Genomic DNA, 14,189 nt, shown 5'->3' on the forward strand with positions numbered 1-14,189 from the left:
GGGAGCCTTGATGGGCGTACGGGTCATGGTGGTCGACGAGCACCGTCTGCTGGCCGAGGCGCTCGCCTCGGCCCTGAAGCTGCGCGGGCACCGCGTGCTCGCGGCGGCCGCGCCGGCGGCCGGGGCCGCCGAACTGGTCATCGGCCGCGCCCCGGAGGTGTGCCTGTTCGGCACCGCCGCCCCGGCCGAGCCCGGGGTCTTCGAGCCGGTGGTGCGGATCAAGCGGGAGCGCCCGCAGATCGCCGTGGTGGTACTGGGCCCCGTGCCGAGCCCGCGCGGGATAGCGGCGGCCTTCGCCGCCGGCGCCTCCGGGTACGTACGCCAGGACGAGCGCATCGAGGGCGTCGAGCGGGCCCTGGCCAAGGCCCGGGCGGGAGAGGTCGCCATCGCCCCGCAACTGCTCCAGGGGGCCTTCGCGGAGCTGCTGAACCCGACGGCGCAGCCCGACGACGAGGGCAGCCGGCTGTTGCGGCTGCTGACGCCCCGGGAGGTCGAGGTGCTGGTCCGGGTCGCGGAGGGCGAGGACACCCGGCTGATCGCGGCCGGCATGGCCATCGCCCCGAGCACGGCCCGTACGCATGTGCAGCGGGTACTGATGAAGCTCGGCGTGGGGTCACGGCTGGAGGCCGCCGCGCTGGCCGCGCGCACCGGGCTGCTCGACCGGGCGGTGCTGCCCGCGCTGCAGCGGCCGCAGGGGCAGGGGCCCGGGGACGGGCCGTCCGCGGGCTGAACCGCCCGGTCGAGCAGCCCCCGGCCGCCGGAGGCGGGCCCGTGGGGGCCGCCGCGGGGCGTGCGGGTACGGTGCCCGGACGGCCGCGATTCCCGACGCGATTTCCCCGGAAGCGCGGAATCCGGTAAGCCAGTCACCAGAGCACGCGCATCCGCGTGCCTGCGCGAGAGGTAGGAGTGCGAGTGAGCAAGTACCTGGTCACCGGCGGTGCCGGATACGTGGGCAGCGTCGTGGCCGCCCATCTGCTGGAGGCCGGACACGAGGTGACCATCCTCGACAACCTCTCCACGGGCTTCGCCGAGGGCGTCCCCGCCGGCGCCACCCTGATCGACGGCCGGATCCAGGACGCCGCCGACCACCTCGACTCCTCCTACGACGCGGTGCTGCACTTCGCGGCCTCCTCGCAGGTCGGCGAGTCCGTGGTGAACCCCGGCAAGTACTGGGACAACAACGTCGGCGGCACCCTCGCCCTGCTGACCGCGATGCGGGAGGCCGGGGTGCGCCGGCTCGTCTTCTCCTCCACCGCCGCCACCTACGGCGAGCCGGCCGAAGGGGCCCTGACGGAGACCTCGGTGACCGCGCCGACCAACCCGTACGGCGCCTCGAAGCTGGCCGTCGACCACATGATCGCGGGGGAGTGCGCGGCGCACGGCCTCGCCGCCGTCTCGCTGCGCTACTTCAACGTGGCCGGCGCCTACCGCGAGTTCGGCGAGCGCCACGACCCCGAGACGCACCTGATCCCGCTGGTGCTCCAGGTCGCCCTCGGCCAGCGCGAGTCCATCTCGGTGTTCGGCGACGACTACCCGACCCCCGACGGCACCTGCGTCCGCGACTACATCCACGTCGCCGACCTCGCGGACGCCCACCTGTCCGCGCTGCGCGTCGCCGCCGAGGGCGAGCACCTGGTGTGCAACCTCGGCAACGGCAGCGGCTTCTCGGTCCGCGAGGTCATCGAGACGGTCCGCAAGGTCACCGGCCGGGAGATCCCCGAGGTCGTCGCCCCGCGCCGGGCCGGGGACCCGGCGGTCCTCGTCGCCTCCGCGCGCACGGCGCACGAGCGCCTCGGCTGGACCCCGACCCGCTCGGACCTCACCAACATCGTGACGGACGCCTGGAACTTCGCCCGCGAGCGCCGTTCCTGACCTCCCGGGCCACTCCCGGCCCCCGTCCGGCCCCGCCGGAGCCTTCCCGCGCGCCCCCCGCACCCGACGGTGCGGGGGGCGCGCGCGTGAGGGCCGGGCGCGGCGGGCAGGCGCCGCGCGCGGGCGCCCAGCGTGCGTACGCCGGGTGAAATGCCCCCCGTGCAACTGCCCGGGGCACACGCCGGTCGGAATTCCGCCTCCAGGGCCGCCCCGAGGGTTGAAAACAAGCCACCACGAAGGCCGTTGCGGACCGTCCCACCGGAAAATCGCTCGAAAAACTTCTGCTATTCGGCCAACCGCGGGAGCCCGCCCGCTCTACGCTGATGCGTGACACCGGTGGGGGCCGGTGTTGATTCAGGGGTCGAGACACGCCGGGTACGGCGTCCGGTCCGGGGTAGTGCACAGATGTCGCGGCGGCGGCCGCGGGGCCTGTGGGCACCCGGCCGGACGCCGTACCCGTAGTCGTCCGTTCCCCGACCCTTGGGGGTTTTGTGGTTCGTATCCGGGTCCTGGTGGTCGACGGCCACCGCATCTTCGCCGAATCTCTGGCAGCCGCGCTCGCGGCCGAGCCGGACGTGGACGTGTCCGCGGCCGGCAGCGGTCCCGCGGCCTCGCGCTGCCTGGACCGCGCGGTGGCGGAAGGCCGCCGCTACGACGTGCTGCTCGTCGACGCCGACCTCGGCACCGGCGCGGCCGCCCCGGGAGCCGTGCCCGGCCAGCGGGAGGCGGGCTCCGGCCCGCCGCCGGCCGACGGGATCGCCCTGGTCGCGGGCGTACGGGTGGCGCACCCCGGGGTGCACACCGTGGTCCTGGCCGAACGCGACGACCCGCGCCGGGCCGCGCTCGCCCTGCAGGCCGGGGCCTCGGGATGGGTGGCGAAGGACTGCTCGCTCTCCCGGCTGCTGGCCGTCATCCGAGGGGTGCTGCGCGAGGAGACCCACCTGCCGCCCGCGCTGCTCACCGGGGTGCTGCGGGAGCTGACCGCCGCCCGCAAGCACCGTACGGACAGCGAGCGGCTCGTGGAGTCCCTCACCCCGCGCGAGCACGAGGTACTGCGCTGCATGGTGGCGGGGCTGGGCCGCAAGGACGTGGCCGCGCGGCTGTTCCTGTCCCCGCACACCGTCCGCACGCACATGCAGAACGTGCTGGGCAAGCTCGGGGTGCACTCCACCCTGGCCGCCGTGGCACTGGCCCGGCGGGCCGGCGTGCGTCCCGCGGAGCTAGCCGGGGATGTTGTCGAACGGAGCGGTCAACTGGCGTAGCAGCCCGGCGAGCTCGCCCCGCTGCGTCGTGGAGAGCTGGGCCAGGATCGCGCGTTCCTGGGCCAGCAGTCCCGCCAGGGACTGGTCGGCACGGTCGCGCCCCTCGGGCGTCAGCCGTACCAGCACCCCGCGCCGGTCGCTGGGGTCGGGCAGCCGCTCGACGAGGCCCTTCTTGGCGAGCCGGTCGATGCGGTTGGTCATGGTGCCGGAGGTGACGAGCGTCTGCGTCAGCAGCTGTCCGGGGGAGAGCTGGTAGGGCGCGCCCGCGCGCCGCAGCGAGGTCAGGACGTCGAACTCCCACGGCTCCAGGCCGTGCTCGGAGAAGGCGAGCCTGCGGGCCCGGTCGAGGTGGCGCGCCAGCCGGCTGACGCGGCTGAGCACTTCGAGCGGTTCCACGTCGAGGTCAGGGCGCTCTCGCCGCCATGCCGCGACCAGTCGGTCGACCTCGTCCTCCATGCCGATCAGTGTACGGGGTCTGTCGACATGAAGTCTCTTGAAACCGAGAATCTTGACATCGAGATATAGTCTGGCCGAGCATGGGGCATGGAGGTGGCCGGAACAGCTTCCGCTTCCGACCGCCCCACCAGTAGGGAGGCTCGAACATGCATTCCGACATCGCGCCGGCCGTGCGCCACCACACGATGGACGGCTCCGCACCCGTCTGGGACCCCCAGCAGTACCTCCGCCACGCCGGCCACCGCACGCGCCCGTTCCTCGACCTGATGAACCGCATACCCGAGCTCCCCACCGCCCCCGCCCGCATCGCCGACCTGGGCTGCGGCCCCGGCAACGTCACCGCGCTCCTCGCCGAGCGCTGGCCCGACGCCCGCATCACCGGCTTCGACCTCTCCCCGCAGATGCTCCAGCGCGCCACCGCCGAGCACGCCGGCCCCACCCCCGGCGGCGGACACCTCGACTTCCGCCACGCCGACCTCGCCGACTGGATGCCCGAGGAGACGTACGACCTGATCGTCTCCAACGCGGCCCTGCAGTGGGTGCCCAGCCACCCCGGCTCCTTCGCCGCCTGGGTCAACGGCCTGCGCCCCGGCGGCACCTTCGCCTTCCAGATCCCCGGCAACTTCACCGCCCCCAGCCACCGGCTCCTCGCCGAACTGTGCGACACGCCGCGCTGGCGCGACCGCCTCGCCGGACACGGCGCCCGCTACATCCACATCCTCGAACCCGCCGAGTACCTGGCCCGCTTCACCGAGCTCGGCTGCGCCGTCGACGTCTGGGAGACCACCTACTCCCAGCTCCTCCAGGGCGCCGACCCCGTCCTCGACTGGGTCAAGGGCACCGCCCTGCGGCCCGTCCTCACCGCCCTCGGCGACGACCGCGAGGCCGTCGACGCCTTCCTCGCCGAATACCGCGAGGCCCTGCGCGCCGCCTACCCGCCGGGCCCGCGCGGCACCGTCTTCCCGTTCCGCCGCATCTTCGCCATCGCCCACAAGGAGGCATGACCGTGCTGACCGCAGTCGACCACGTCCAACTCGCCGCGCCGCCCGGATCGGAGGACAAACTGCGCGCCTACTACCAAGACGTCCTGGGCATGCGGGAGATCTCCAAACCGCCCGTCCTCGCCGCGCGCGGGGGCTGCTGGTTCACCGCCGGAGGCGTGCAGCTGCACCTGGGCGTGGAAGAGGACTTCAGGCCGGCCCGCAAGGCGCACCCCGGGCTGCGGGTGACCGGCATCGAGGCGTACGCGGACAGACTCCGCGAACGCGGCGCCGACGTCGTCTGGGACGACAACCTGCCGGGCCACCGGCGCTTCTACTCCCACGACCCCGTCGGCAACCGGCTCGAATTCCTGGAGCCCCTGGCCGGCTGACGGACCGGCGGCCCCCGCACGACGCGACGGCGCCCCGCCACCGGGACCTCCGGTGACGGGGCGCCGTCGCGTCCGCGTCCGCGTCCGTACCTGTAGCCGTACCCGTACGGCCTCAGCTCTTGCGGTGGCCCACCAGCCGCGGCCGCGCCTCCAGGTTCTCCAGCCCGTGCCAGGCCAGGTTCACCAGGTGCGCCGCCACCTCCGCCTTCTTCGGACGCCGAGTCTCCAGCCACCACTGGCCCGTCAGCGCCACCATCCCGACCAGCGCCTGCGCGTACAGCGGCGCCAGCTTCGGATCGAAGCCGCGGGCCTTGAACTCCAGCCCCAGGATGTCCTCCACCTGCGTGGCGATGTCACTGATCAGCGAGGCGAAGGTGCCCGTCGACTGCGCCACCGGCGAATCCCGCACCAGGATCCGGAAGCCGTCCGTGTAGTTCTCGATGTAGTCCAGCAGCGCGAACGCCGCCTGCTCCAGCAGCTCCCGCGGGTGCCCGGCCGTCAGCGCGCCCGTCACCCCGTCCAGCAGCTGGCGCATCTCGCGGTCCACGACCACCGCGTACAGGCCCTCCTTGCCGCCGAAGTGCTCGTACACCACCGGCTTGGACACCCCGGCCTTCGCCGCGATCTCCTCCACCGAAGTGCCCTCGAAGCCCTTCTCCGCGAACAGGGTGCGGCCGATGTCCAGCAGTTGCTGGCGCCGTTCGGCGCCCGTCATCCGGACCCGGCGGCCTCGCCTGGGCTTGTCGCTGCTGGAACTGCTGCCGTCGATCGCCACGTCCCCCATCATGCCGCGTTCGGCGTCTTGTCCCTGCGCCGGGCGTCGATCCTCGCCTCGGACGGCCAGCGCACGTCGGAGGCCCATCCGAGCAGCTCGAACCAGCGGATCAGCCGCGCACTCGAATCCACCTGGCCGCGCAGCACCCCGTGCCGCGCCGACGTCGGGTCCGCGTGGTGCAGGTTGTGCCAGGACTCACCGCACGACAGCACCGCCAGCCACCACACGTTGCCGCTGCGGTCCCGCGACTTGAACGGCCGCTTGCCCACCGCGTGACAGATCGAGTTGATCGACCACGTCACGTGGTGCAGCAGCGCCACGCGCACCAGCGAACCCCAGAAGAACGCCGTGAACGCGCCCCACCAGGACATCGTCACCAGACCGCCCACCAGGGGCGGGATCGCCAGCGACAGCATCGTCCAGAACACGAAGTCACGGCTGATCCGCCGGATCGCCGGGTCCTTGACCAGGTCCGGGGCGTACTTCTGCTGGTCGGTCTGCTCCTCGTCGAACAGCCAGCCGATGTGCGCCCACCACAGGCCCTTCACCAGCGCCGGCAGCGTCTCCCCGAACCGCCACGGCGAATGCGGGTCGCCCTCGTGGTCGGAGTACTTGTGGTGCTTGCGGTGGTCGGCCACCCACCGCACCAGCGGCCCCTCCACCGCCATCGACCCCATGACCGCCAGCGCGATCCGCAGCGGCCGCTTCGCCTTGAAGGAACCGTGCGTGAAGTAGCGGTGGAAGCCGATGGTGATCCCGTGGCAGGCCAGGAAGTACATGAACACCATCAGGCCGAGGTCCAGCCAGGTCACCCCCCAGCCCCAGGCCAGCGGCACCGCCGCCAGCAGAGCCAGGAACGGCACGGTGATGAACAGCAGCAGCGCGATCTGCTCCACGGAGCGCTTCTGCTCACCACCGCGCGTCGCGGAGGGCGCCGAAGGCGCCGAGGAGTCCTCGATCAGTTCGGGACTGATGGTCATGGTGGGGTTCCCCTGGGGGGTGAGAAGCCGGCAGGCACCGGGCCACGGACCTACGGATCCGTAACCTACGGCATCGTAAGTATGGCAAAGACGGCCCCCGCGGCAACATGACGACGCCACCCGCGCGAACCGAGTCCAAAGAGCGGGCGCTCTGCCGGGGCACAGGGGCAGGCCACCTATCCTGGTGTCGTCGGACAGCGCGGTCCGCACGGGCAGCCCGGGCTGCGCAGCACGACCGGCACGGCCGCGCACCCCCGGGAGCCCACAGCCCAGTAGCGCTCGAACACTGCAAGGAGCCGCACCTGTGAGCAGTGCTGACCAGGCCGCCCAGGCCCCCGTCACCCAGCCCGCCGCCCCCTCCGCCCCCACGCGGACGGCGGAGACGGCGAACGCGGAGCTGCGCGCGGACATCCGCCGCCTCGGCGACCTCCTCGGCGAGACCCTCGTACGCCAGGAGGGCCAGGAACTCCTCGACCTCGTCGAGCGGGTCCGCGCCCTGACCCGCACCGACGGCGAGGCCGCCGCGGCCCTCCTCGGCGACACCGACCTGGAGACCGCCGCCAAGCTGGTGCGCGCCTTCTCCACCTACTTCCACCTCGCCAACGTCACCGAGCAGGTGCACCGCGGCAAGGAGCTGCGCGCCCACCGCGCCGCCGAGGGCGGGCTCCTCGCCCGCACCGCCGACATGCTCAAGGACGCCGACCCCGAGCACCTGCGCGAGACGGTCAAGAACCTCAACGTCCGCCCCGTCTTCACCGCGCACCCCACCGAGGCCGCCCGCCGCAGCGTCCTGAACAAGCTGCGCCGCATCGCCGCCCTCCTGGAGGAGCCGGTCTCCGGCGCCGGCGAGCGCCGCCGCCACGACCTGCGGCTCGCCGAGAACATCGACCTCGTCTGGCAGACCGACGAACTGCGCGTCGTACGCCCCGAGCCCGCCGACGAGGCCCGCAACGCCATCTACTACCTGGACGAGCTGCACGCCGGCGCCGTCGGCGACGTCCTGGAGGACCTCGCCGCCGAGCTCCAGCGCGTCGGCGTCGAGCTGCCCGCCGGCACCCGCCCGCTCACCTTCGGCACCTGGATCGGCGGCGACCGCGACGGCAACCCCAACGTCACCCCCCAGGTCACCCGGGACGTGCTGATCCTCCAGCACGAGCACGGCATCACCGACGCCCTCGAACTCGTCGACTTCCTGCGGAGCCTGCTCTCCAACTCCATCCGCATCGCCGGCGCCACCGAGGAGCTCCTCGCCTCCCTCCAGGCCGACCTGGAACGCCTCCCCGAGATCAGCCCCCGCTACAAGCGGCTGAACGCCGAGGAGCCGTACCGCCTCAAGGCCACCTGCATCCGGCAGAAGCTCCTCAACACCCGCGAGCGCCTCGCCAAGGGCACCTCGCACGAGGAAGGCCGCGACTACCTCGGCACCGCCGAGCTCCTCGCCGACCTCACCCTCATCCAGAGCTCCCTGCGCGAGCACCGCGGCGCCCTCTTCGCCGACGGCCGCATGGACCGCACCATCCGCACCCTGGCCGCGTTCGGCCTCCAGCTCGCCACCATGGACGTACGCGAGCACGCCGACGCCCACCACCACGCCCTCGGCCAGCTCTTCGACCGCCTCGGCGAGGAGTCCTGGCGCTACGCCGACATGCCGCGCGACTACCGGCAGAAGCTCCTCGCCAAGGAGCTCCGCTCCCGCCGGCCCCTCGCGCCCACCCCGGCCCCCCTCGACGCGGCCGGCCAGAAGACCCTCGGCGTCTTCTTCGCCGTCAAGGACGCCTTCGAGAAGTTCGGCCCCGAGGTCATCGAGTCCTACATCATCTCGATGTGCCAGGGCGCCGACGACGTCTTCGCCGCCGCGGTCCTCGCCCGCGAGGCCGGCCTCGTCGACCTCCACGCCGGCTGGGCCAAGATCGGCATCGTCCCGCTCCTGGAGACCACCGACGAGCTCCGCGCCGCCGACGTCATCCTCGACGAGATGCTCGCCGACCCCTCCTACCGGCGCCTCGTCTCCCTGCGCGGCGACGTCCAGGAGGTCATGCTCGGCTACTCCGACTCCAGCAAGTTCGGCGGCATCACCACCAGCCAGTGGGAGATCCACCGCGCCCAGCGCCGGCTCCGCGACGTGGCCCACCGCCACGGCGTCCGCCTGCGCCTCTTCCACGGCCGCGGCGGCACCGTCGGCCGCGGCGGCGGCCCCTCGCACGACGCGATCCTCGCCCAGCCCTGGGGCACCCTGGAAGGCGAGATCAAGGTCACCGAGCAGGGCGAGGTCATCTCCGACAAGTACCTCGTCCCCTCCCTGGCCCGCGAGAACCTGGAGCTGACCGTCGCGGCCACCCTCCAGGCCTCCGCCCTGCACACGGCCCCGCGCCAGTCCGACGACGCCCTGACCCGCTGGGACGCGGCCATGGACATCGTCTCGGACGCCGCCCACGGCGCCTACCGCGAGCTCGTCGAGGACCCCGACCTGCCCGCGTACTTCTTCGCGGCCACCCCCGTCGACCAGCTCGCCGACCTGCACCTCGGTTCCCGGCCCTCCCGCCGCCCCGACTCCGGCGCCGGCCTCGACGGCCTGCGCGCCATCCCGTGGGTGTTCGGCTGGACCCAGTCCCGCCAGATCGTCCCCGGCTGGTACGGCGTCGGCTCGGGCCTCAAGGCCCTGCGCGAGGCCGGCCAGGACACCGTCCTCGCCGAGATGGGCGAGCGCTGGCACTTCTTCCGCAACTTCCTGTCCAACGTCGAGATGACGCTGGCCAAGACCGACCTGCGGATCGCCGGCCACTACGTCGACACCCTCGTCCCCGACGAGCTCAAGCACGTCTTCGACCGCATCCGGGCCGAACACGAGCTCACCGTCCGCGAGGTCCTGCGCATCACCGGCGGGGAGCAGCTCCTCGACTCCCAGCCGGTCCTCCAGCAGACCTTCGCGGTCCGCGACGCCTACCTGGACCCGATCTCCTACCTCCAGGTGTCCCTGCTGGCCCGCCAGCGCCAGGCCGCCGCCCGCGGCGAGGACCCGGACCCGCTGCTGGCCCGCGCCCTGCTGCTCACCGTCAACGGCGTCGCCGCCGGCCTGCGCAACACCGGCTGACCGGCCCCGTACGCGCAGGAAGCCCCCCGCCGCCGGCGGGGGGCTTCCTCGTCATGCGGGGGGGATCAGGAGTTGTACGCCGACTGGGCGCGCTCCAGACCCTCCTGGACCAGGCACTCCACGGCGTCCGCGGACCGGTCCACGAACCAGTCCAGCTCCTTGCGCTCCGTGGAGGAGAAGTCCTTCAGGACGAAGTCGGCGACCTGCATCCGGCCGGGCGGCCGGCCGATGCCGCAGCGCACCCGGTGGTACTCCGCGCCCATCGACTTCGTCATCGACTTCAGCCCGTTGTGGCCGTTGTCGCCGCCGCCCAGCTTGAGGCGCAGCGTCGCGTAGTCGATGTCCAGCTCGTCGTGGACCGCGACGATCCGCTCCACCGGCACCTTGTAGAAGTCCCGCAGCGCCGTCACCGGACCGCCCGACAGGTTCATGAAGGACATCGGCTTCGCGATCACCACACGGCGGTTCAGGGGCCCCGGCGGACCCATCCGGCCCTCCAGGACCTGTGCCCGCGCCTTGTGCGCCTTGAACTTCCCGCCGATCCGCTCCGCCAGCAGGTCCGCCACCATGAATCCGATGTTGTGGCGGTTCCCGGCGTACTCCGCGCCCGGGTTACCGAGACCGACGATCAGCCACGGCGCCGCGTCGTCCGACATCAATAGCTCCTTAAACCCGTGAACAAGCCCGTGAACGAGAACGACCGCCGTCCCGCTCCAGTGGAGCCGGACGGCGGTCGGTCAGCAACTGCTGAGGGGGTGGGGCGAGGCTCAGGCCTCGGTGCCCTCGGCGGCCTCGGCGGCCGGCTCCTCGGCCTGCGGGGCGACGACCTGCAGGACGGCGGTCTCGCCGTCGACGGCCAGCGTGGTGCCGGCCGGCAGGACCAGGTCCTTGGCGTGGATGGAGGCACCGGCCTCGAGGCCCGCGATGGAGACGGTGACCTCGGTCGGGATGTGGGTGGCCTCGGCCTCGACCGTGATGGTCGTCAGGAGGGTCTCCAGCAGGTTGCCGCCGGCGGCCAGGTCGCCCTCGGTCACGACCGGAACCTCGACCGTGACCTTCTCGCCCTTCTGGACGATCAGGAAGTCGACGTGCAGGATGTTGCGCTTCAGCGGGTGGCGCTGGACGGCCTTGGAGATGACGAGCTCGGTGCCGTCACCCTCGATGTCCAGGGAGAGCAGCGCGTTCGGGGTCTTCAGCGCCATCATCAGCGCGTGGGACTCGACGCCGACGTGCTTCGGGGTGGTGCCGTGACCGTAGATGACACCCGGGGTCAGGGCGTCACGACGGGACTGGCGGGCAGAGCCCTTGCCGAAAGAGTCGCGGAGCTTCGCGGAAAGCTTGATCTCGGACATGTTCACTCCTCGTGGGGTGACGAAAACGGACAGAGGTCACCCGGCCGGAACGGCCTGCTACGAAGAGCGCGTCGATAACGGAGCACCCGTACCGGAAAACAGGTACGGCCTCCCTCGCCGAGCAACTCGTCGAGTGTACCCGGGAGGGAGGCCGTGCCCAAAAGGATCTAGTCCTACTGCTGTTCCTCGAACAGGCTGGTCACCGAGCCGTCCTCGAAGACCTCGCGCACCGCGCGGGCGATCATCGGGGCGATCGACAGGACCGTGATCTTGTCGAGCTCCAGGTCGGACGGGTCCGGCAGGGTGTTCGTGAAGATGAACTCGCTGACCTTCGAGTTCTTCAGGCGGTCGGCCGCCGGGCCCGACAGGATGCCGTGCGTGGCCGTCACGATGACGTCCTCCGCGCCGTGCGCGAACAGCGCCTCGGCGGCGGCGCAGATCGTGCCACCCGTGTCGATCATGTCGTCGACCAGGACGCAGACGCGGCCCTTGACCTCACCGACGACCTCGTGGACGGTCACCTGGTTGGCGACGTCCTTGTCGCGGCGCTTGTGCACGATCGCCAGCGGCGCGTCCAGACGGTCGCACCAGCGGTCGGCCACGCGGACGCGGCCGGCGTCCGGGGAGACGACCGTCAGCTTCGAGCGGTCCACCTTGGCGCCCACGTAGTCCGCGAGGACGTTCAGGGCCGACAGGTGGTCCACCGGACCGTCGAAGAAGCCCTGGATCTGGTCGGTGTGCAGGTCGACCGTCAGGATGCGGTCCGCACCCGAGGTCTTCAGCAGGTCCGCCACCAGGCGGGCCGAGATCGGCTCGCGGCCCTTGTGCTTCTTGTCCTGGCGGGCGTACCCGTAGGACGGGATGATCACGGTGATGGAGCGGGCCGACGCGCGCTTCAGCGCGTCGATCATGATCAGCTGCTCCATGATCCACTTGTTGATCGGAGCCGTGTGGCTCTGGATCAGGAAGCAGTCCGCGCCGCGAGCCGACTCCTGGAAGCGGACGTAGATCTCGCCGTTCGCGAAGTCGAAAGCCTTGGTCGGCACGAGGCCGACACCGAGCTGGTGCGCGACCTCCTCGGCCAGCTCGGGGTGGGCGCGGCCGGAGAAGAGCATCAGCTTCTTCTCGCCGGTCGTCTTGATCCCGGTCACAGCACTGTCTCCTCAGACGTGTGAAAGCTGCTCGCCCCCGTGTGCGTCCGTCCCGCACACGGTGAGCCAGCCGAATTGCGTGCACCTATCACGGTACGCCGTCCTGGGCGTACCTGTTTCCGGTCAGTTCACCTCAATGGCTGCCGGAGTCCTTCTCCGCCGACGACTGCGCGGCCGTCGCCGCCGCGCTGCCGGGACGCTTGCGGGCCACCCAACCCTCGATATTCCGCTGCTGGCCACGGGCCACGGCCAGCGCGCCGGGCGGCACGTCCTTCGTGATCACCGAGCCGGCGGCCGTGTAGGCGCCGTCCCCGATGGTGACGGGAGCCACAAACATGTTGTCCGAACCCGTCTTGCAGTGTGAGCCGACCGTGGTGTGGTGCTTGTGCTCGCCGTCGTAGTTGACGAACACGCTCGCCGCGCCGATGTTCGAGTACTCGCCGATCGTCGCGTCACCCACGTAGGACAGGTGCGGCACCTTCGTGCCCTCGCCGATCGTCGCGTTCTTCATCTCGACGTACGTGCCGGCCTTCGACTTCACGCCCAGGTTCGTGCCCGGACGCAGGTACGCGAACGGACCCACCGAAGCCAGGTCCCCGATCACCGCCGAGTCCGCCACCGCGTTGTCCACCCGGGCGCCCGCGCCCACGCGGGTGTCCTTCAGGCGGGTGTTCGGGCCGACCTCGGCCCCCTCGCCGATGTGCGTCGCGCCGAGCAGCTGCGTGCCCGGGTGGATCACCGCGTCCTGCCCGAACGTCACGGTCACGTCCACGAACGTCCCCGCCGGGTCCACCACCGTCACGCCGGCCAGCATCGCCCGCTCCAGCAGCCGCGCGTTCAGCAGCGCCCGCGCCTCGGCCAGCTGCACCCGGTTGTTGATCCCCAGGATCTGCCGGTGGTCGCTGCCGGCCGCCGCGCCCACCCGGTGCCCCGCCTCGCGCAGGATCCCGAGCACGTCGGTGAGGTACTCCTCGCCCTGGCTGTTGTCGGTGCGCACCTTGCCGAGCGCGTCCGCGAGCAGCGCGCCGTCGAAGGCGAACACCCCGGAGTTGATCTCCCGGATCGCGCGCTGCGCGTCGGTGGCGTCCTTGTGCTCGACGATCGCCGTCACGGCGCCGGTGGCCGGGTCGCGGACGATGCGGCCGTAGCCGGTGGAGTCGGGGACCTCGGCGGTGAGCACGGTGACGGCGTTGCCGTCGGCCTCGTGGGTGGCCGCGAGGGCGCGCAGGGTCTCGCCGGTGAGCAGCGGGGTGTCGCCGCAGACGACGATGACGGTGCCGGTCAGCTGGCCGCCGAGCTCCTCCAGGGCCATGCGGACGGCGTGGCCGGTGCCGTTCTGCTCGTACTGGACGGCGGTGCGGACGCCGGCGTCGACGCCGGCGAGGTGCGCGGTGACCTGCTCGCGGGCGTGGCCCACGACGACCACGAGGTGGGTCGGGTCCAGCTCGCGGGAGGCCGCGACCACGTGACCGACGAGCGAGCGCCCGCAGATCTCGTGCAGAACCTTGGGTGTGGCCGACTTCATGCGGGTGCCCTCACCCGCTGCGAGTACGACGACGGCTGCCGGGCGGGTTGCGCTCACGGGTGGGCCCTTCGGCTTCGGGGGTGGACCCGTGAAGGATAGCGGGGGGTCACAGTCCGAAAACGAGGCCGGGTCCCGACCGTGAGGTCGGGACCCGGACGTGCGTGGCTCCCCCGCCAGGACTCGAACCCGGACATAAGGCACCAAAAGCCTCAGTGCTGCCAATTACACCACAGGGGATGGCCGATCAACCCGAAACGGATGATCAGTCGCCCCGGTCCAAGTTGATCGCTCCTACTATGCCGCACCCTGCCCCCTCGACGCGACGGTCAATACGGCGGTGCGGACCGGCGCCT

At 71.9% G+C, this 14,189-nt stretch carries 13 protein-coding genes and 1 tRNA gene; 6 read left to right on the forward strand and 8 right to left on the reverse strand.

The window, feature by feature from the left end; genetic code table 11:
- Positions 1–10 precede the first annotated feature (10 nt).
- From OG553_RS20195 to OG553_RS20205, 3 genes are all read left to right on the forward strand, one after another.
- Positions 11–730: a response regulator transcription factor gene (locus OG553_RS20195; RefSeq protein WP_405983084.1), complete on the forward strand. Its 720-nt coding sequence runs from the start codon at positions 11–13 to the stop codon at positions 728–730.
- Positions 731–912: 182 nt separating this feature from the next.
- The gene (gene galE, locus OG553_RS20200) at positions 913–1,872 is read left to right on the forward strand and encodes a UDP-glucose 4-epimerase GalE (protein ID WP_405980334.1); all 960 of its coding nucleotides are present in this window, start codon (positions 913–915) and stop codon (positions 1,870–1,872) included.
- 491 nt (positions 1,873–2,363) lie between these two features.
- A complete protein-coding gene (locus tag OG553_RS20205; protein WP_405980335.1) occupies positions 2,364–3,134 on the forward strand; it encodes a LuxR C-terminal-related transcriptional regulator in 771 nt (256 codons plus the stop codon).
- On the opposite strand, the gene OG553_RS20210 is transcribed toward OG553_RS20205, so the two are convergent.
- Positions 3,093–3,590, reverse strand: coding sequence for a MarR family winged helix-turn-helix transcriptional regulator (locus tag OG553_RS20210; protein WP_125603002.1), 498 nt, complete (start codon positions 3,588–3,590; stop codon positions 3,093–3,095). The two genes, OG553_RS20205 and OG553_RS20210, sit on opposite strands and share 42 nt — an antisense overlap.
- A 146-nt stretch (positions 3,591–3,736) precedes the next feature.
- On the opposite strand from OG553_RS20210, the gene OG553_RS20215 reads away from it, so the two are divergent.
- Positions 3,737–4,594 (forward strand): trans-aconitate 2-methyltransferase, encoded by an 858-nt coding sequence (locus OG553_RS20215; protein ID WP_405980336.1) that lies wholly within the window; start codon positions 3,737–3,739, stop codon positions 4,592–4,594.
- 2 nt (positions 4,595–4,596) lie between these two features.
- Positions 4,597–4,962, forward strand: coding sequence for a VOC family protein (locus OG553_RS20220; protein WP_405983085.1), 366 nt, complete (start codon positions 4,597–4,599; stop codon positions 4,960–4,962).
- A gap of 112 nt (positions 4,963–5,074) precedes the next feature.
- Here the strand turns inward: OG553_RS20220 and OG553_RS20225 are convergent, their stop codons facing one another.
- Together OG553_RS20225 and OG553_RS20230 are read right to left on the reverse strand one after the other, a co-directional pair.
- Positions 5,075–5,749: a TetR/AcrR family transcriptional regulator gene (locus tag OG553_RS20225; RefSeq protein WP_351826256.1), complete on the reverse strand. Its 675-nt coding sequence runs from the start codon at positions 5,747–5,749 to the stop codon at positions 5,075–5,077.
- Positions 5,746–6,717, reverse strand: coding sequence for an acyl-CoA desaturase (locus OG553_RS20230; RefSeq protein ID WP_405980337.1), 972 nt, complete (start codon positions 6,715–6,717; stop codon positions 5,746–5,748). The genes OG553_RS20225 and OG553_RS20230 overlap by 4 nt, the downstream gene beginning before the upstream one ends.
- 397 nt (positions 6,718–7,114) lie before the next feature.
- Between OG553_RS20230 and ppc the strand changes: the two genes are divergently transcribed.
- A complete protein-coding gene (gene ppc, locus OG553_RS20235) occupies positions 7,115–9,808 on the forward strand; it encodes a phosphoenolpyruvate carboxylase (protein ID WP_405983086.1) in 2,694 nt (897 codons plus the stop codon).
- Positions 9,809–9,873: 65 nt separating this feature from the next.
- Here the strand turns inward: ppc and pth are convergent, their stop codons facing one another.
- From pth to OG553_RS20260, 5 genes are all read right to left on the reverse strand, one after another.
- Positions 9,874–10,464, reverse strand: a complete 591-nt coding sequence (pth, locus tag OG553_RS20240; RefSeq protein ID WP_405980338.1) for an aminoacyl-tRNA hydrolase — start codon at positions 10,462–10,464, stop codon at positions 9,874–9,876.
- Positions 10,465–10,575: 111 nt separating this feature from the next.
- The gene (locus tag OG553_RS20245; protein WP_405980339.1) at positions 10,576–11,160 is read right to left on the reverse strand and encodes a 50S ribosomal protein L25/general stress protein Ctc; all 585 of its coding nucleotides are present in this window, start codon (positions 11,158–11,160) and stop codon (positions 10,576–10,578) included.
- 173 nt (positions 11,161–11,333) lie between these two features.
- Positions 11,334–12,311 (reverse strand): ribose-phosphate diphosphokinase, encoded by a 978-nt coding sequence (locus OG553_RS20250; protein ID WP_362459180.1) that lies wholly within the window; start codon positions 12,309–12,311, stop codon positions 11,334–11,336.
- Positions 12,312–12,444: 133 nt separating this feature from the next.
- Entirely contained in the window at positions 12,445–13,893 is a 1,449-nt protein-coding gene (gene glmU, locus OG553_RS20255) for a bifunctional UDP-N-acetylglucosamine diphosphorylase/glucosamine-1-phosphate N-acetyltransferase GlmU (RefSeq protein ID WP_405980340.1), read from the reverse strand.
- Between the two features lie 105 nt (positions 13,894–13,998).
- Positions 13,999–14,073 (reverse strand) — tRNA-Gln (locus OG553_RS20260).
- Positions 14,074–14,189: the final 116 nt, after the last annotated feature.

This window comes from Streptomyces sp. NBC_00158, from assembly GCF_045160885.1.
GTDB lineage: Bacteria > Actinomycetota > Actinomycetes > Streptomycetales > Streptomycetaceae > Streptomyces.

Coding starts and splice junctions, on each gene's coding strand:
- OG553_RS20210 (WP_125603002.1), bottom strand. CDS start 3,590: ATGGAGGACGAGGTCGACCGACTGGTCGCGGCATGGCGGCGAGAGCGC.
- OG553_RS20215 (WP_405980336.1), top strand. CDS start 3,737: ATGCATTCCGACATCGCGCCGGCCGTGCGCCACCACACGATGGACGGC.
- OG553_RS20230 (WP_405980337.1), bottom strand. CDS start 6,717: ATGACCATCAGTCCCGAACTGATCGAGGACTCCTCGGCGCCTTCGGCG.
- pth (WP_405980338.1), bottom strand. CDS start 10,464: ATGTCGGACGACGCGGCGCCGTGGCTGATCGTCGGTCTCGGTAACCCG.
- OG553_RS20245 (WP_405980339.1), bottom strand. CDS start 11,160: ATGTCCGAGATCAAGCTTTCCGCGAAGCTCCGCGACTCTTTCGGCAAG.
- OG553_RS20195 (WP_405983084.1), top strand. CDS start 11: ATGGGCGTACGGGTCATGGTGGTCGACGAGCACCGTCTGCTGGCCGAG.
- OG553_RS20225 (WP_351826256.1), bottom strand. CDS start 5,749: ATGATGGGGGACGTGGCGATCGACGGCAGCAGTTCCAGCAGCGACAAG.